19 protein-coding genes are annotated in these 18,386 nt (G+C 37.6%); 10 read left to right on the forward strand and 9 right to left on the reverse strand.

The window, feature by feature from the left end; translation table 11 throughout:
- The first annotated feature begins 7 nt into the window (after window positions 1–7).
- Window positions 8–1,105, forward strand: coding sequence for a homoserine O-acetyltransferase family protein (locus AC07VK_RS05905; protein WP_492952295.1), 1,098 nt, complete (start codon window positions 8–10; stop codon window positions 1,103–1,105).
- A 131-nt stretch (window positions 1,106–1,236) separates the two neighbouring features.
- Entirely contained in the window at window positions 1,237–2,481 is a 1,245-nt protein-coding gene (locus tag AC07VK_RS05910; protein ID WP_492952294.1) for a homoserine dehydrogenase, read from the forward strand.
- Between the two features lie 75 nt (window positions 2,482–2,556).
- Here AC07VK_RS05910 and AC07VK_RS05915 read toward each other — a convergent pair whose 3' ends face one another.
- From AC07VK_RS05915 to AC07VK_RS05930, 4 genes are all read right to left on the reverse strand, one after another.
- A complete protein-coding gene (locus AC07VK_RS05915) occupies window positions 2,557–2,865 on the reverse strand; it encodes a hypothetical protein (RefSeq protein ID WP_492959015.1) in 309 nt (102 codons plus the stop codon).
- 39 nt (window positions 2,866–2,904) lie between these two features.
- The gene (locus AC07VK_RS05920; protein WP_494939786.1) at window positions 2,905–3,720 is read right to left on the reverse strand and encodes a type II toxin-antitoxin system antitoxin SocA domain-containing protein; all 816 of its coding nucleotides are present in this window, start codon (window positions 3,718–3,720) and stop codon (window positions 2,905–2,907) included.
- Window positions 3,721–3,851: 131 nt separating this feature from the next.
- The gene (locus AC07VK_RS05925; protein ID WP_492959019.1) at window positions 3,852–4,301 is read right to left on the reverse strand and encodes a hypothetical protein; all 450 of its coding nucleotides are present in this window, start codon (window positions 4,299–4,301) and stop codon (window positions 3,852–3,854) included.
- Between the two features lie 34 nt (window positions 4,302–4,335).
- Complete coding sequence (locus AC07VK_RS05930) at window positions 4,336–5,106, reverse strand: queuosine precursor transporter (RefSeq protein ID WP_492952290.1); 771 nt, start codon at window positions 5,104–5,106, stop codon at window positions 4,336–4,338.
- 197 nt (window positions 5,107–5,303) lie between these two features.
- On the opposite strand from AC07VK_RS05930, the gene AC07VK_RS05935 reads away from it, so the two are divergent.
- Complete coding sequence (locus tag AC07VK_RS05935; protein WP_492959021.1) at window positions 5,304–6,530, forward strand: multidrug effflux MFS transporter; 1,227 nt, start codon at window positions 5,304–5,306, stop codon at window positions 6,528–6,530.
- Window positions 6,531–6,599: 69 nt separating this feature from the next.
- Here AC07VK_RS05935 and AC07VK_RS05940 read toward each other — a convergent pair whose 3' ends face one another.
- Together AC07VK_RS05940 and AC07VK_RS05945 are read right to left on the reverse strand one after the other, a co-directional pair.
- The gene (locus AC07VK_RS05940; RefSeq protein WP_492952288.1) at window positions 6,600–7,289 is read right to left on the reverse strand and encodes a PepSY-associated TM helix domain-containing protein; all 690 of its coding nucleotides are present in this window, start codon (window positions 7,287–7,289) and stop codon (window positions 6,600–6,602) included.
- Window positions 7,255–8,787 carry a DUF2271 domain-containing protein gene (locus tag AC07VK_RS05945; protein ID WP_492959023.1) on the reverse strand — a complete coding sequence of 511 codons (1,533 nt, stop codon included), beginning with the start codon at window positions 8,785–8,787 and terminating at the stop codon, window positions 7,255–7,257. Before AC07VK_RS05945 ends, AC07VK_RS05940 begins: the two co-directional genes overlap by 35 nt.
- A 280-nt stretch (window positions 8,788–9,067) precedes the next feature.
- Here AC07VK_RS05945 and AC07VK_RS05950 point away from each other — a divergent pair, with 280 nt between their 5' ends.
- The 6 genes from AC07VK_RS05950 to AC07VK_RS05975 all read left to right on the forward strand — a co-directional run bounded on the left by AC07VK_RS05950 (window position 9,068) and on the right by AC07VK_RS05975 (window position 14,888).
- Window positions 9,068–10,213, forward strand: coding sequence for a methionine aminotransferase (locus AC07VK_RS05950; protein WP_492959025.1), 1,146 nt, complete (start codon window positions 9,068–9,070; stop codon window positions 10,211–10,213).
- Window positions 10,214–10,233: 20 nt separating this feature from the next.
- Window positions 10,234–11,037 carry an amidohydrolase gene (locus AC07VK_RS05955; protein WP_492952285.1) on the forward strand — a complete coding sequence of 268 codons (804 nt, stop codon included), beginning with the start codon at window positions 10,234–10,236 and terminating at the stop codon, window positions 11,035–11,037.
- A gap of 148 nt (window positions 11,038–11,185) precedes the next feature.
- Window positions 11,186–12,220, forward strand: a complete 1,035-nt coding sequence (locus AC07VK_RS05960) for a glycosylasparaginase (RefSeq protein ID WP_492959027.1) — start codon at window positions 11,186–11,188, stop codon at window positions 12,218–12,220.
- 43 nt (window positions 12,221–12,263) lie between these two features.
- Entirely contained in the window at window positions 12,264–13,142 is an 879-nt protein-coding gene (locus AC07VK_RS05965) for a YegJ family protein (RefSeq protein WP_492959028.1), read from the forward strand.
- A gap of 21 nt (window positions 13,143–13,163) precedes the next feature.
- The gene (locus AC07VK_RS05970; protein ID WP_492959030.1) at window positions 13,164–13,925 is read left to right on the forward strand and encodes a copper homeostasis protein CutC; all 762 of its coding nucleotides are present in this window, start codon (window positions 13,164–13,166) and stop codon (window positions 13,923–13,925) included.
- 435 nt (window positions 13,926–14,360) lie between these two features.
- Complete coding sequence (locus AC07VK_RS05975) at window positions 14,361–14,888, forward strand: hypothetical protein (protein WP_492959032.1); 528 nt, start codon at window positions 14,361–14,363, stop codon at window positions 14,886–14,888.
- 55 nt (window positions 14,889–14,943) lie between these two features.
- Here the strand turns inward: AC07VK_RS05975 and AC07VK_RS05980 are convergent, their stop codons facing one another.
- From AC07VK_RS05980 to AC07VK_RS05990, 3 genes are all read right to left on the reverse strand, one after another.
- Window positions 14,944–15,336, reverse strand: coding sequence for a DUF983 domain-containing protein (locus tag AC07VK_RS05980; protein ID WP_492959034.1), 393 nt, complete (start codon window positions 15,334–15,336; stop codon window positions 14,944–14,946).
- Between the two features lie 157 nt (window positions 15,337–15,493).
- A complete protein-coding gene (locus AC07VK_RS05985; RefSeq protein ID WP_492952279.1) occupies window positions 15,494–16,075 on the reverse strand; it encodes a Crp/Fnr family transcriptional regulator in 582 nt (193 codons plus the stop codon).
- 327 nt (window positions 16,076–16,402) lie between these two features.
- On the reverse strand, window positions 16,403–17,389 hold the full coding sequence (locus tag AC07VK_RS05990) for a D-alanine--D-alanine ligase (protein WP_492959036.1): 987 nt from the start codon (window positions 17,387–17,389) through the stop codon (window positions 16,403–16,405).
- A gap of 212 nt (window positions 17,390–17,601) precedes the next feature.
- Between AC07VK_RS05990 and AC07VK_RS05995 the strand changes: the two genes are divergently transcribed.
- Window positions 17,602–18,372, forward strand: a complete 771-nt coding sequence (locus tag AC07VK_RS05995; RefSeq protein WP_492959038.1) for a PASTA domain-containing protein — start codon at window positions 17,602–17,604, stop codon at window positions 18,370–18,372.
- The last annotated feature ends 14 nt before the right edge of the window (window positions 18,373–18,386 follow it).

Genomic DNA, 18,386 nt, shown 5'->3' on the forward strand with positions numbered 1-18,386 from the left:
TTACAAAATGCATAACAGTAAAAACGACAATGTAAAATCCACTTCGGGGAATTTTGCGTCAACATATAGCTATAATAAACAGTTCAAATTAGAGAACGGAAAAAAAATCCGTAACCTGCAAGTTGCTTATCAAACTTATGGCAAATTAAATGCAAATAAAGATAATGTAATTTGGGTTTGCCATGCACTTACCGCCAATGCAGATGTTTTTGAATGGTGGGAAGGTTTGTTCGGTGAAAATGCTTTGTTCAACCCGGAAGAGCATTATATCGTTTGTGCTAACGTTTTAGGCTCGCATTACGGCAGTACAAACCCATTAAGTACCAATCCGGTAACAGGTTTACCTTATTACCTTTCGTTTCCACAGTTTACCATCCGCGATTTAGTATCAGCACACCAGTTATTGGCTTCGCATTTAGGTATCGATTATATTAAACTATTAATCGGAGGTTCTTTAGGCGGACAACAAGCTGTTGAGTGGAGCATTTCGGAGCCAAATAAAATCGAAAACCTGATTCTGATTGCCACTAATGCAGCGCATTCTCCTTGGGGAATAGCTTTTAACGAAAGTCAGCGTTTGGCCATTACCACCGATAGAACTTTTTATGCCAACCAGCCTAACGGTGGTAGCAAAGGTTTAAAAACCGCTCGTAGCATTGCACTTTTAAGTTATAGAACCTACAGCGCTTACGGCAGCACACAGGTAGAAAGCGTAAACGATAAAACAGACAATTTCAGGTCGTCTTCTTATCAGAATTATCAGGGAGAAAAACTGATCAACCGTTTTAACGCCTACAGTTATTATTATTTAACCAAAGCAATGGACAGCCACAACGTGGGCCGGAACCGTAAAAGTATTGCCGACGCACTAAAATTAATAACGGCAAATACTTTGGTAATCGGGATAGAAAATGACGTTTTGTTTCCTTTATCAGAGCAAAAATACCTGGCCGATCATATCCCGGGAGCAGAATTTAGTGCCTTACATTCAGATTATGGCCATGATGGATTTTTAATCGAAACAGATGCTTTGACTAATGTAATCGGAAACTTTATTAAGGAAAGCCGTAATAAAAAAATAATCAAATTGCAGCATACCGCTTAAAAAGGTATAAGGTAGAGGGTGTAAAGGTTGAAGGTGAAAACTGGATAACAAAATAAAATTTAAAACAAATCACAAAAAATAAGAACAGCTATATCGGTGCAATCCATTTATCTGTGTAATCACTTTAAGAAATGAGTAAGAATTTAAAAATCGGTTTATTTGGTTTTGGTGTTGTAGGACAAGGTTTATTGGATATTATCCAAAGCCAGAACCTAAACCTGGAGATCATTAAAATCGCGATAAAAGACCCAAGAAAGAAGCGTACCCTTAATAAGGATCTATTTACCACTGATCGCAACGAAATACTGAACAATACAGAGATTAATACCATTGTAGAATTAATTAATGATGCCGATGCTGCTTACGAAATTGTAACCACCGCATTAAAAAACGGTAAAAATGTAGTTTCTGCCAATAAAAAAATGATCGCCACGCACTTAAAAGAGCTGGTAGATTTACAACAAGCGCATGGTACTTCTTTATTATACGAAGGAGCCGTTTGTGGCAGCATTCCAATTATCCGTAACCTGGAAGAATATTACGACAATGAATTATTCCATGCTTTGAGTGGGATTTTTAATGGCTCATCTAATTACATTTTGTCGAAAATATTTAATGAGAACCAAAGTTACGACTCGGCTTTAAAAGAAGCACAAGATTTAGGTTTCGCAGAAACCGATCCGATTTTAGACGTTGGTGGTTACGATCCGAAATATAAACTGGCCATTGCTACCGCACACGCATATGGTTTATTTGTTAATCCTGATGCCATTTTAAACATCGGTATACAGAACCTTTCTAACCACGACATTAAATATGCGCGTGAGAAAAACTTTAAAATTAAGTTGGTTCCTACAGCACGTAAAGTGAATACAAAAGATATCGTGACTTATGTGTTACCAAAACTGGTAGCCAAAGATGATTTCCTTTACAACGTAGAAAATGAGTACAATGCAGTTGCAGTTCAGGCGGCTTTTGCTGATAAACAATTTTTCTATGGTAAAGGTGCTGGGGGCCACCCTACTGGTGCTGCTGTACTTTCTGACATTGCGGCATTGCGTTACGATTACCGTTACGAGTACAAAAAATACCACTCAGAAAATGGTGTAAAACATACCGAAGAAATTTTATTGGAAATTTACTTACGTTATGCGGATGAAGATCTGATCACTTTATTGGATTTTGATAATATCAGCGAACGTTATGCTGCAAGTAGCTATAAATATGTGGTTGGAACAGTTAAGCTAGAAAGTTTAATTAAGAACCGCGACTTGCTTTTGGAAGAATCTGTTTTTGTGGCCTATACCGGCAGACAGATTTACAAACAAGAGCAATTGAGTGAAAATGTTTTTGCCCAGGAACTGGCAAGCCTATAATTTATTTTTAAGGTTAATTTTTTTATTTGTTTTGTTGTTAAGCACAAAGGTCGGAGCGAGTCCGACCTTTTGCGTTTATGTAAAATTTTCGAGTATCCGTTGCCTATCTTCGTTTTCCTTATCGTTTTTATGGTAAAGTTCAATGAAGACTATCTTTTGTTCTTCTTCATAAAACGCATAAATTAACCTCAAACCAGAGTTTACACCCCGACCTTTTAAAGATTTACAGGCCATCTTTTTTATTTTAATAACACAGGTATTAATACCTAAATTATCTATGGTAAAGCTAAATGGCGGCGGCTGACTTGGCCTAACATTTATAATTGCTTTTACCATTTCCAAGTCGTCATTTAATGTTCTGTACTTTTTTAATAGAAATTTCAAATCCCTATTAAATTCGGTGAGTGAATCGAAGTACATACACTAATTATCCTCTTCATCATATATCCTTACAGAATATGGCAACTCTCTATAAAATGCCAGTTCGTAATTAATATCCTTGCCTTCTTCAGTTACTTCCCATGGTAAATCTTTATGGGAATAGTCGCTTATGGCCGTGGCCGACCAATCGCTCATTTGTTCAATAACTTTATCTATAACATCTTTTTCACTTGCTTTAAGCATCGTTAAATCGGCCTTTTCGAGTGGTAAGTAGCGCTTTTGTGGATAGCCTCTGAACTCTGTTCTAATTCGTTGAAGCTGATTTGCATCAATCATTTGATTGATAATGGAATCTAACTTTTGAGGGACAGGACCATAAGGTAACTTTTTGTACTTTGCGCCAGTTAGATGCTCTTCATACAGCTCATAGTAATTAAAATCAGAAAAATAAAGTAATTTATATAGAACGGTTTCGCCAACATTAGGCTTGCCAGCGCAGCGTTCTAAAATGTAGAGTAAAACGTTTTTTAACTTATTTATATTTAAGGCTGGAACAGAAATGCGTTCTTCTATAACCTCATCATGTATTTCGATGGATACTTCTAAATTTTGATCGTTCAGAAAATTTTTGGTTATAAAATCATCTAAAGAAAAACTTAGCACCATCGATAATTTTTGCATTTCGCTTAGACTCACCACCCGATTTCCCAACTCTATCTGCGCTAGGGAAGATCTTGATATCGCAATGCTTTTTGACAGATCATCTTGAGAGAGGCCTTTTCTTAAGCGTAGGTTGGCAATACGTTCGCCTATTTCCTTTTTTGATAGTTCATATCCCATAATCCAAAGATACAACATGTTTTAAAACAAAACAACATCTTGATGGATTTAAGAACAATCAGACTTCTCTCTAATAAATTTTCTCCTTTACTTAAATGCAGTTATTAAGTTCGCCAATACGATAGCGCTGTTAACAACTAAAGCTAACATTACTTTAGCTTAATATATTTTTCGATAATTACACGATCTACGCCAGCTTTTTCTACCTTTTCAACGCCTTTCTGAATCAAAGTATCTTTATTAATGGCGAGTTTAAACTTAAAAGTCTTGCCTTCCCAATCTTTGTTTTTATAATATTCTAAATGCTCGGTATAATCGTCTTTATCTAATACAAAACTTCCGCCACCAGCGTCAAAACTGCTTGTATCTTTAGGGTTAAGGCTATGTTTTAAAAATGCAAAATGAGTGTTGTTAAACATCTTGATCATTTTCAGCTTGCCAGAATAATCTGTTGTTTGGCTTGTTCCGTTTTCGATGGTTGTAGCCGACAATAACTGCCAGGTGCCCTGAATATCAAGACCTGAATCTTTTTTGCTTCCATCTTTGTTAGCACAAGAAAATAATGAAAGCACTGTCAATAGCATTAAAATGTTTCTCATAAATAGGATGTATATTGGTTATTTTTTTAAATATTTATCCCCTTCCAGCCATTTTGATTAGCTTATGTGCAAGGTCTTTTCCTAAGTAACCATCAATTATGGCGTGTACGATATATAAAATCGGGGTCATTAAAATGGCCACAACAAATTTATATGTATAACCCACAAGGCCAATGGCAAAAACCTGTTGCCAGCTATAATGATATTGAGGGTTGATATAAAATGCGATAAAAATGACCACAAAACTGTCAATAAACTGAGAAACTAAAGTAGAGCCTGTTGCGCGTAACCAAAGTGCCCGCTCTCCTGTTATTCTTTTTATTTTATGGAATATCATTACATCAACCATTTGCCCGATAATAAAGGCCGTAATCGATCCTACAATGATCCACATCCCTTGCCCGAATATCCCTGCAAAAGCATTATTCATATTGAGGTCTTCTCCGTTTATATTTTGATGTACCCAGAAATCAGCAGCAGTTAAGTGCATCGAACCCCAAACGACAAGAAAGGCAAAGGAGATTAATATGGCAGTAAGGACAGACAAGAATCTAACTTGTTTAACACCAAAATATTCATTGATGATATCCGTCATAATAAAAATAATCGGCCAGGTTAATACCCCTGCCGACATTACGAAGGATAAATGCGGAACACCCAGTAAGTTTATATCGAACTTTTTAAAGCCCAGCGTTTCTTCAACACTGAACAATTTAACTCCAATAAACTCTGATAATATAGCGTTTGCTACAAAAAAGCTACCCAGAATGAGTAGTAAACGGCTTTCTTTTGTTTTAAAAGTCATAGACTATAAATCTATAAATAAATAGCAGATTTAGCATAGCGATCACCATATTTTTAACAGAGATAACACAAAGATTACGCAGCCTGCCACATTAATGTTCAGCAATAAAAATATGATTTTTACAATCGTTCGACTGTAAAAATAGGTTAGCAACTTAAATCTCCCAATCTTTGCGGAATCAAAATCCGGTAATCTTCATGGCTAAAAAACAACACTTCTATCTCATACTCATTTTAGGTTCACTGGCGGCACTTGGCCCATTCTCTATCGACATGTACCTGCCTGGTTTTGTTGATATTGCAAAGGATTTAAGCAGTAATGAATCAACCGTAGCCCTATCACTATCAAGCTTTTTCATCGGGATTTCTGCCGGCCAGTTATTGTACGGGCCACTGTTAGATAAATTTGGAAGAAAGAAACCGCTATATTTTGGTTTAGCACTTTATATCCTTGCCTCTTTTCTTTGTTTGGCTGTAACTGACGTTAACCAACTAATTGTTTTACGTTTTGTACAAGCCATTGGAAGTTGTGCCACTGCTGTTGCCTCTGTGGCTATGGTGCGGGATCTGTTTTCTGTAGAAGAAAGCCCAAAGGTTTTTGCTTCCTTAATGCTGGTGATTGCGGTTTCGCCTATGCTTGCCCCCACTGCGGGCGGCTACTTAATTTCGGCCCTGGGCTGGAAATATGTATTTGTGTTTTTAGGATTGATGGCCGTTTTAATGCTCCTGGCTTCCATTTTCAAACTACCGGAGAGTTATAAACCCGATCCGAATTACTCTTTAAAACCAAAGCCAATTTTAACCAATTTCTTTGCGGTTTTAAAAGAACCTCAATTTTACACTTATGCTTTGATCAGTTCAATTACCTTTTCAGGTTTATTCGCCTATGTATCTTCTTCGCCTCAGGTATTTATGAAGATTTATGAGGTAAGTAAAACAGGTTATGGCTGGATTTTCGCACTGCTTTCTGTATCATTTATTGGATCAAGTCAAGTGAACAGCCTGATACTAAAATGGTTTACCAGCAAAAACATTATAACCTATGCACTTATTGCACAATGTATTTTCAGTTTAATATTTCTGGTTTTCGCCCTAAATAACTGGTTAAATTTATATTCTACCATAGGCTTTATCGCCTTATTTTTGGCCTGCTTAGGTTTAATTAACCCAAATGCGGCAGCCTTATCACTCGCTCCGTTTACCAAAAATGCAGGTAGTGCATCGGCATTAATGGGTGCCTTGCAAATGGGATTAGGCGCTTTGGCCTCGGTAATGGTAAGTTTATTTAGCGAACACTCGGTAGTACCCATGCCTCTGGTAATGACAGCAGCTGCCTTTATTGCTTTGTGTTGTTTGTTAATCGGCAGAAGGTTTATCACCACTGAAGTGGAGGCATCGGCTGATGCTGCTGTTGTAGCGCATTAATATTATACCACAAAGACACCGAGAATACAAAGAGATAATCTAAATGCCCTCAGTGTCTTTGTGGTTAACTTATGGTACAAATAACTTGTAAATCAAATAGCAAACAATTGTACCTACTGCTGCGATGATGAAGCCGCTTAGTCGTTTCTTTTTAATAAAACAGATCAGGATAATTCCTGAGATAGATACCAATGTCATCAGCACTGCCGAAATATCGATAATCCACGACCAGGCCTTACCAGAATCTCTTCCTTTGTGCAAGTCGTTAATCACGGCCACAGCGCCAAATCTGGTTATGGTTAATTCATATTTTCCGGTTTCGCGGTCTATAAAAGAATCGGCCAGGTAACCTGGTCCGTTAAAAGTTAAGCTCAGCTCTCTTTCATCCATCCTAAAATCGCTCAATGCACCTTTAACCTCATGTTTAGTTCTAAAAAACTCAACAATTTGTAACTTATTGATCTTGTTGGTATCAGGTTGGTTTACCCATTTTAAGTTTACTGACCCGGAGTCTTTAGTAACCACTTCCTTGCCAGAAGTAAACCAATCTGCGTGATTTAAGGTTAAACCCGATACCGCAAAGAAGAGCAGAATGGTAAAACTCACCATCGATAAATAAATATGCAGCCAGCGCGATAAACCAGCCAGACGTTTTTTACCCTTAGCCTTTCCACTATCTTTTTTAACCTGCTTTTTTCCAAGGCCGCTAGGTGCAGCCGTTACCTTATTTTTTTGCGGTTCCGATTTTTCTGTAGTCAAGAGATGCTGAGGTTAGTTCTGTATTTGGCGTTAATGTTATTTTTTTTGCTGAGTCGGTAAATTTCATTTCTTGCGCAATCACCTGATAAGTGCCGTGCTCGCGGGCTACTTCAATAAAAACGGTGTAATTACCTGCTTTTACCAATTTTCCGCTATCGTCTTTTCCATCCCATGATAAACTATATTTACCAGGACCGCGTGTTGCAGAGCTTGTTGAACTCAGTTTTCCTTCTGCCCCTTTTTTAAACTCATCACCATTTGAACGGCTCCATGATTTTAAATCTGGCAACCAACGCGGTTTGTTATACCAGATAGCCAGATTGCGTACGGGTGTTTTAGCTGCATCTTCGATCCATACGGCCACAAACGGGCGACGGACACGTTTGCCATCTGTAGATTCGATATTGGCAATTTCTAAGTTTACCACCAACTCATATTTTGTATTCCAAAGTTTGTCAGCTTTGCTTGCTTTTTCTAACACAATAGCCGGTTTATTAAAAGCAAGTTCGTAATTAGCCCATTCTTTGCTTCTAATTTCTTTGCCGTCTTTGGTGATTAACAAGTATGCTAGGTCATTTCTAGTCGCAGTTAATGCCTCAATCTCTGCAATAGAAAGTACATTAAAAGAAGTAGCTAAAGCACCTGCTTCAGTAGCATCAGGGCCAATAACCGTTGCACTAATTATTGCTGAAGCAGGCTTTCCTGTACGTGGATCTACTATATGCGAATACCATTTGCCGTTCACCTTAAAACCTCTGCGGTAATTGCCACTGGTTGCCACAGCCATATTCGACACTTTGATTGTTGTTAAGGCTGCATCGTTTTCGGCATCAGCTTTAGGGTTCGCTATTTCAATCGCTTCTGGCTGATTTCCTTTGATAACCATATCGCCACCAATATTTACAACCACGTTTTCAATTCCGGGGCTTTGAACAGCTTTCTCGGCAGCTTTATTAATGATATAACTTTTTGCAAAAGAATTTAATGCCAACGGAGCATCATCTAAACGCGTAACCGTTTTATCTTGCTCATTTAAAATATAATGTTTTTGTTTAACCAATTTAACTGCATCTTGTAGTGCTGTTGCAGACGGTAAACGGTTTTCGGCAGCAGCTTTTTTCCAAACATCACCTATTACTTTAGCTGATGCATCAAGCGCGCCATTGGTTAACACTTTATAATTTTCGAACTGCTTTAAAACCTCAAACAAATCTGCCGAAACTTTGGTGGTTTGTTTACCATTGTTCATCCATTTACTAAACTCGCTATTCGCTTTATATGCACTTAAAACATCATCCAGCCTATCTATTTCGTTTAATGCGCGTGCTTCGGCTAAATCTGCGTCTGCCTGACTGATTGTTTTAAATTTAAATTCCAACGATGTGCCCAATACATTTTCGTAGTTGGAAACAAATGTTCTTAAAGCTTTTTTCGGACTAACAAATGCGGATGCACTTATTACCAGTAAAAAGGCAGCGGTTAAGTGTTTAAACTTCATATTTAATGGATAATTGAGATTTTAAAACGCAAAGAAAGGGCTTTATCTGGAATAATTTTAAATAAGCTGAAATATATTTGAAATAATACAAAATTTCTTGATCTAAAATCCCATCAATAGCCGCTTGTTTAATGCGTTCGTTATTGACGTTAATTTAGCGCGAGGGTTTAATAGACCTGATAAAGTTTTAATCAATCACAATAATAACCATGCTACTAAGCAGCGGGCTTTGGCATAGGTTTTACGCTTTAAGCTTTTTTTTCCTATTTTCGCTTATAAGATGCTTAATATACAATCTAAACTCCCAGGCGTAAGTACCACCATTTTTTCGGTGATGAGTAAACTTGCTGCAGAACACAATGCCATTAATCTTTCTCAGGGATTTCCTGATTATGCCTGCGATCCAAAACTTGTTGAATTGGTAAATAAAGCCATGCAAGATGGTTTTAATCAATATGCGCCAATGCCTGGTTCTACTTTTTTAAAAGAAACCATTGCAGAGAAAGTAGAAAAACTATATAACATAAATTATAATTCTGAAACAGAAATTACGGTTACAGCAGGTGGAACCCAAGCTATTTTTACCGCATTGGCTGCCATTATCAATGCAGGTGATGAAGTTATCATTTTCGAGCCAGCCTATGATAGTTACGCACCTACCATTAAACTTTTAGGAGGCCTGGTTAAAACCTACGAGCTTGCCCCGCCGAGTTATGCAATTGACTGGGACATGGTTAAGAAATTGTTTACGGCCAAAACCAGGATGATTATCTTAAATACGCCACAAAACCCAACGGGTAGTATTTTATCATCAGATGATATGAAATCGCTTATTAAACTGATTACAGGCACCGATATTCTAATCCTGAGCGACGAAGTTTATGAGCATTTAATTTACGATGAGCAAAAGCACCAAAGTGTAATGCTTTATCCAGAATTAAAGCAAAGAAGTTTTATTGTAGCCTCCTTTGGCAAACTCTTGCACGCTACCGGCTGGAAGCTGGGTTATTGTTTAGCGCCTGAGAAATTAACCAAAGAATTTAGAAAGGTACACCAATTTAATGTTTTCAGCGTTAATAGTCCCATGCAGCAAGCTATTGCCGATTATATTAAAGAACCTAAAAATTATACTGAAATAGGCACGTTCTTTCAACAGAAAAGAGATTATTTCAGAAGCCTTTTGGCCGAAAGCCGTTTTAAGCTTTTACCTTGCAACGGTTCGTATTTTCAATGCGCAAGCTACAGCAGTATCAGCGATGAAAAAGACACCGATTTTAGCATGAGATTGATCAAGGAATTTGGCGTAGCTACTATTCCTGTTTCTGCATTTTACCAGAAAGCAACCGATCATAAAATTATCAGGTTCTGCTTTGCTAAAGAAAACGCTACACTTGCCTTAGCGGCGGAGAAATTAAAAAACGTTTAACCAGACAAAACCTAAATACAATGGAAGCACCTGTGTACACTCAAATAGAAAATCTGAAAGTAACTGTCTTTCAGGCCTATCTTTTTTGGGAAAACATTGAGAAAAACCTTTTGAATCTGGCACTTAGATTATCGATGGGTGTAAGGGAAAAAACCGATATTATTATTTTACCTGAAATGTTTAACACGGGTTTTAGCATGAATTCTGAAGCCTTGGCCGAAGAAATGGGTGGAAAAACGATGCAGTGGATGCAAAAAATGGCACATCAGTACAACTGCGTAGTTACGGGAAGCATCATTATAAAAGAAAACAATCAATATTTTAACCGTTTGATCTGGATGGAACCAGATGGCAAAAACCAGCATTACGATAAACGCCACTTGTTTGGCATGGGCGATGAAGATCAGCACTTTAGTCCTGGTAAAGAAAAACTTATTGTCGAACTTAAAGGATGGAAAATCAGATTAGCCATTTGTTACGATTTGCGTTTTCCGGTTTGGTTACGCAATGTAGATCAGGAATACGACATCTTACTTTTGGTTGCCAACTGGCCCGATAAGCGATCGGCACATTGGAAAGCATTGATTCCGGCCAGGGCAATAGAAAATCAAAGTTATGTTATTGCCGTAAACCGCGTTGGGCATGATGGAAACCAAATTTACCACAGTGGATTATCCATGTGCCTGGATCCTTACGGTAATACCGTTTATTATAAACCAGAAGACGAAGATTTATATACATTCAGTATCAATTACGAAGAACTGGTTAAAATCAGACGGCAATTTCCGTTTTTAAAGGATGCGGATAGGTTTACTATTAGTTAAATAATAACCAATATTCAAATTACAATAATCAAACTGGAGCGATCGTTTCAACAATTTAGCAATCTCAACAATGTAACAATTGAAAAATGTTGTGAATTTAGCATTTAACCAGTTAAACAATTAACCATCACAAACAATAAGCACACACATGTTTAACCGCCGCAAATTTATAAAAGCATCTGCCCTATCGGCTGGATTGCTGGCCATTGATAAAAGTAGTATTGCAAATGTAATTCCGCATGAAGAAACAAAAGCAGAAAATTTTCCGATAGTAATTTCTACCTGGGACTTTGGAATTGCGGCTAATGCTGATGCATGGAAGGTTCTATCAGCCGGTGGACGTGCCTTAGATGCTGTAGAACAGGGCGTTTGGGTGCCCGAAGCTGATGAAAAGAATCAATCAGTCGGATACGGCGGTTTGCCAGATCGCGATGGCCGTGTTACCCTCGATGCCTGTATTATGGATGAACTCGGTAACTGTGGAGCCGTTTTAGCACTCGAATATATTAAACACCCTATCTCGGTTGCACGTAAAGTGATGGAAAAAACACCACATGTGATGTTGGCTGGTGATGGTGCCTTGCAGTTTGCTTTGGAACAGGGGTTTAAAAAGGAAAACTTACTTACACCCGCAAGCGAAAAAGCCTGGAAAGAGTGGTTAAAGACAGCGAAATATGCGCCAGTAATGAATATCGAAAATAAGCTCTACCAGAAAGCTGCGCCACAAAAACTCCCTGGAAACCAATATAACCACGATACCATTGGTATGCTGGCTATTGATGTTAAAGGAAACATTTCTGGTGCCTGTACCACCAGTGGTATGGCCTATAAATTACATGGGAGAATTGGCGACAGTCCGATTATTGGCGCTGGCCTTTATGTAGACAATGAAGTGGGTGGTGCAACTTCAACTGGTGTAGGTGAAGAGGTGGTAAGAAACGTTGGATCATTTTTGGTGGTAGAATTAATGCGTCAGGGTTATGCCCCCGAAGCCGCCTGTAAAGAAGCGGTAATGCGTATTATTAAAAAGAAACCCGAAACTGCCAAAAATATACAGGTAGGATTTTTAGCCATCAACAAAAAAGGCGAATATGGTGCTTATGCCATTCAGAAGGGTTTTAGTTATGCCGTTTGCAACGCAGAAAAACAAGATCTTTTAATCAAAGGCAAAAGCTATTATTAATATGTTGAATTTTCCCAAACGATTAACAAAAATGAAACGGTAAATGGGATTATTATCTAAAATTTTCGGAAAGAAAAACGTTGCCGAGCGCGAGGGTGAGCCAGATATGGTTTATGTGCCGAACGAAGACCAACGCATGAACTGGGCGATTGAAAAAGCCAATTTAACCCTGTGGTATTTTGAAGAAAGTTTAAAAAACAAACAACCTTACCAAAACTATTTTTCTGTTAAAGTGCTTATTACAGATGGTGATGAAGGCGAACATATCTGGTTAACAGATCCACACTTTGATGATGAAGGGAACTTATTTGGCACCGTTGGAAACGAACCGGTAAACATTCGCTCCATAAAATTTAATCAAAAAATCGGCATAAAGCGCGATTTAATCTCGGATTGGATGATTATTGAAAACGGAAGATTAATTGGCGGTTATACCATTCGGGCCATTAGGGATGGCATTGCAGAAAAAGAGAAAGCAGCGTTTGATAACAGCATAGGTTTATATATTGATGAGGGCGTTGATCATTTCAAAGCTGATCTCGAAACACCAGAAGGCGCCATTCTGGCGATCGAGAAAGCTTACAACAACAAAGATATTGATGCCGCCATAGCCTGTAAAGATTTTTTTGAAGAAGCGAAATCCTTACTTTCTGTAATGAAGATAGAGATTGATCAGGATATCATCAACGAAACCGCTGAAGTACTTAAACTATCTTTCATCAATAATATAGAAGAACATGGCTTCCCTGATTTTTCTACTGTCCAAAATGCTTTTCCCGAACGTAAAAAAGTTGACGAAACGCATTGGGTAATTACAGAAGTATGCTGGTATCCAGATGGCGGGAAATCTGTACAGTTGCTTAATACCTACAAATCGCCAAAGGGATGGGTAGTTTTAGGGCCAGCAGGTCCGCATGAATAATATACATTTAAATCTAATATAATGAGTGAAGTGGCAATGGGTTGCTTAGAAGTATGTGCTAATTCTTATCAATCGGCATTAGCTGCCCAAAATGGCGGAGCGAAAAGAGTAGAGTTTTGTGATAACCTGGCTGAAGGTGGTACCACGCCAAGTTATGCTCAAATTGCTCTGGCTAAGAAAAACCTATCCATTGAAGTTTGGCCAATTATCCGTCCGCGTGGAGGCGATTTTCTGTATTCCGAAGTGGAGTTTGAATTAATGAAAGAAGATATAAAAATCTGCAGATCATTAAATTGCGAAGGTATAGTTACCGGAATACTTAAAGCAGATGGCACTATCGATAAAGAACGGTGTGCTGAATTAATTGAGCTGGCCAAACCTATGGAGGTAGCTTTCCACAGGGCATTTGATATGAGTAACGATATGGATCAGGCCCTGGAAGATTTAATTGCACTCAACATAAAAAGGGTACTTACCTCAGGAGGTGCTTCTTCTGCAATCCAGGGGGCAGAAAAACTGGCGCAGCTTGTAAAAAAGGCCAATGGCCGGATTACCATCATGCCCGGCGCTGGCATAAATGAAAGCAATATAAAAAATCTTATTAATCAAACAGGTGCCACGCAATTCCATGCCTCAGCAAAGGAATTTGTGCCAAGTAAAATGGAATTCAGAAATACGGAAACCAAAATGGGCAGTATTGAGGATGAATATCGTTACGAACTCACCTCCGAAATAAAAGTAAAAGCTTTGGTAGATTGTATTAACAGTACCATAAATAATTAATTTCAATCGTTATTCGACCGCAATAGAAAAATCATAGAACTATACAGAAACTTAAAATAGTCCTCGTTTACAATAAGGATTGGTGACTTTTTATGCAAGCTCTTGTTCTATAAACCCGGTAGAAGCGGCAGCCTCCGATCTTTTATCGGAGCTATAGCGAATAACGGGACTGCTGTTCCCGAAGCATGACCGAACACTCATTTTCTAATAAAAAAATAATTATAAGACACTTGTGTTATATTTTATCCGCATTATGGTATAAACTGTTAAGATCATTTTAACAACCAATACTTTGAACAGGATTCACGTTTTGTTATTTATTTAAATAGCTGTTGTATTTTATTCCAGTATGTAAACCCACGAACAAAAACTGTACACCTTCAATTAATATTCAAGTAATTAGTTATATTTAATCAAACCAATAAACTAATTATCATGAAGAAATTATCATCCCTCATCATGGCTACCTTACTTTTTGCAGCATGCGAAAATAGGGAAGCTAAAACTACCGATATGGCAGTAGCTGCAGATAGTACAAAGTACCCCTATACTATTAAACAGGTACAAAATTGGGAAATGAACCCCGATACAAAAAATGCGGTAACCGCAATGACCCTTATTAAAACATTCGAAAATTTGGATACAGCCAGTATGAGCAAGGTGCTTGCGGACAGTGTGGCCTTAGAACTGGATGGTTACAAATTTAAAGGGACAAAACCTCAGCTCCTGAAAGAATTACAGGGTGAATTCGACAAAATGAAAGGCTTTAAAATCGAGATGCAAGACATGGAATCGGTTATAAATAAAGATAAAAGTGAAGAATGGGTAAGTTTGTGGTACAACCAGGTTTCTACAACAAAAGAAGGTAAAACCGATACAGTAGCTTTGTTTAACGATATTAAATTGAAAAATGGAAAGGTTGTCAGATTATCAGAATATGTTCAGCACCCAATGAAGAAATAGCTAAAAAAGGGCGGGCGGACTATTTAAAATTATCCGCTCTCCTATCTATAATTTATTAATCCCCACTTCCTGGAACATAATGCAGGCCTGGTGTAAGGTAATGAAGTAAAATAACCCTCGAATAACGATAATTAATTGGTGATAACAATAAAACACCTGTTAAGATTAAACCTACATAATACCACAGGTTTTCATAAACTAAAGGCAAGCCTAAAACATATGATGCTACTCCAATGGTAATAATTTCTGCAACATTCATGGCATAACTTACAAACATCGCTACATAGAAAAATCCTGGCTCACGCTCAAATTTTAAATTGCAATGCGGACAGGCAATATTAGTTTTTTGTAATCTGAAAGAATAAGCACTTCCAGTAAAGATATCTCCTTTACGGCAGCGTGGACATTTACACTGTAAAAACGCTTGAAATTTAGATAACTCAGCCATAATCTTCTAATTTAATACCACAAAGGTAAGGCTAAAATTAAAAACTAATTTATGATCTGCATCATGTTTGAGGTATTAGTATATTGGTTCACTAGTTCATTGGTCATTTGTTTATTGTAAATTTGTCATGGGTTCATTAATACTTTCCCAATAAACACTAAACCTTTACTATTTTCCCTTTAATGGTTTTGATCAGGCCTTTTTCGGCCAGTATTTTAGTGCCACGGATAACTGTTTCTACCCTTAAACCGGTCATATCGGCTAATTCCTGTCGCGTTACCTTTAAATTTTCACCTAGTGCAATATCGTCGAGAAGGTAATTGATAATCGTTAATAATCTATGCTCAGCCTTTTCACTCGCCAGTTCTTCCAGCATCATCGATTTATAAAAAAGACGGTTACTTAAAGTACGGATCAGCTCCATGCTAAAATCGGGCTCGTTTTTGATCAGATCAAAGAAATCTTCTTTATTTACAGCAATTAGCTGCGAATCTTTATTGGTGATGGTAAAAGCTAAATAAGGCCTGTTGATTAATAATGCAGGTTCGCCAAAATACTGGCCCGTTTTAAAAACCCCTTGAATAAATTCCTTTCCTTCATCGCTAACAGTAACCATTCTTACCTCACCTGATTTAATAAAGTACACATAGCGCGGCTGCTTACCAGGCTCGTAAATAACCGAATCTTTAGGATAGCTTTTAACTTTTAAGCCTTTATCAATCAGTTTTTGGAAGTTCATCGTCATTTAGGCTTTTTCGGAATAGTGGGTATTTGGGTGATAAAAAATATTAGAAGATCTTGCGTCATTCCCGTGAAAACGGGAATCTTAAGGCTTCACAAACGACTCACTAACCTTTCTATTGTATTAAGATTGCCAGTCAAGCTGGCAATGACGGTCAATGCTAATGGAATTTCAAAAGATGTGTCCACACGGTAGGTGCATATGAAAATCTTAAGGCTATGGTTCCAATAGCTAACTAATACAATAAAGATTTACAACGCGCGCTATTCCCTAAATTATTGTGTTTTTACTATCTGGTTCTAACAATGATCAGGTTTATGAAGACTAACCTAATGTTTCTTTCATTAAACGGGTATAAAACTCTTTCAGTGTAATGCCCATTGCCGCTACCTGTTGTGGAATAAAACTGGTTGCTGTTTGCCCGGGAATGGTATTGATTTCGATAAAATAAAACTTACCGGTTCCTTCTTCCAGGAAATAATCAACACGTACCACTCCCCTGCAGTTTAGCTTCTTATATACATCCTTTACCACCTGCTGCACGCGGTTCACCTCTTCTTCAGTCATTCTACCGGGTGTAATTTCTTCAGTTGCACCGGGCGTATATTTGGCTTCGAAATCAAAAAACTCATTTGCCGGAATCACTTCTGTAGTTGGCAAAACAATAACTTTTCCTTCAGCGCCAAAAATGCCTATCGAAAACTCTCTACCACTAACAAACTCCTCAATTAAAATCTGATCATCTTCTTTAAAAGCTTTTTCTATAGCACTTTCCAGATCATCGGCATGTTTTACCTTACTCATGCCAATACTACTGCCCCCACTATTTGGTTTAACAAAATAAGGCAACCTTAAATCTTGCTTGATTTGATTTAAGTTATAGTTTCCACCTTTAAATATCTGAACAGATTTTGCGGTGTACAGGTTATCAATACCTTCTACAACAGCTTTGGTGTAACCTTTATTCATCGTAATTGATGAAGTTAATGCATCGCAGGCAGTGTACCGGATACCTAACATATCGAAATAGCCCTGTAACTTTCCATCCTCACCGGGCGAACCATGGATAGCAATAAAAACACCGTCGAACTTAATTTTTCTTCCTTCGAGCGTTAAGGAAAAATCATTTTTATCAATTTCAATTTTAACAGAATCGGCAGGCTCATAAAACCAGCCCTTTTCGTTCAGCATAATCTTATACACATCGTATAAATCGGGATCGATATTTTGAGCAATGGTGGCTGCGCTTTTCACCGAAACTACCCATTCGCCTGTGGTACCGCCTGTTAACAATGCTATCGTTTTCTTCATGTTAAAAATCCTTTTATAAATAGAAATTGAATATAAATATATCCTCAAAAATATAAATATCTTTGTGCTTTAATAATATTGAAGGAGAGAATTTATTCAATGGTTGAATGAAGGAATTAGAGCATGATGGAATGAGGAAATGGATTCTATAATTCAATCAATCATTAAAATAGTTACATTTGAGCTTGTACGCATAACCCAAATTAAGATTCATGTCTAAATTTATAGATTATTTAAAAACCAAATCGTTTAGAAACAATATTTTAGCTGCAATAGTAACGGTTGTGGTGCTTCTATTGGTCGCTTTTTTTAGTTTAAGATATTATACCAAACACGGACAAGGCCTAAATGTGCCTATGGTAAAAGGCTTATCTTTTGAGCAGGCAGTTAAGAAACTCGAAGATGCCGGATTAAAATATGAAGTAGATTCTGTTTTTATTATGGATCAGCCTGCAGGAATTGTAATAGATCAGGATCCTGATCCCAATACTTTTGTTAAAGATAACCGTACCATTTACTTAACCATTAATGCAGGTAAAACACCGAATACAAAATTCCCTGATATAGCGTTTAAGACCTTAAGAGAAGCACAGGCTATTATAGAGAGTTCGAGATTAAAACTTGGAGATACAACGTATAAACCAGATGTAAGCCGCGACGTGGTTTTAGAAGCCTCCTTTGGTGGTCAGCCCATAGCTGCCGGACAGATTGTGCCTGTTGGCTCGAGAATTAACCTGGTACTGGGCGATGGACGTGGAAACGAAGAAGTAGATATTCCACAACTAATGGGATTAACAATGGATGAAGCGAAATTTAGCCTAAGAGGTTCGAACCTGAGTTTAGGGACTATTATTTACGATGGGCCCATTACCGATAGTGCTGCCGCTATTATTATTAAACAAGATCCTATGCTGGTTGATTCGTTAACCAAAGTGGCTATAGGCACAAAGATTAACATTACCCTATCTAACAAACAACAATAAATCACGTATCATAT

Source organism: Pedobacter sp. GW821-FHT01D05 (assembly GCF_059422505.1).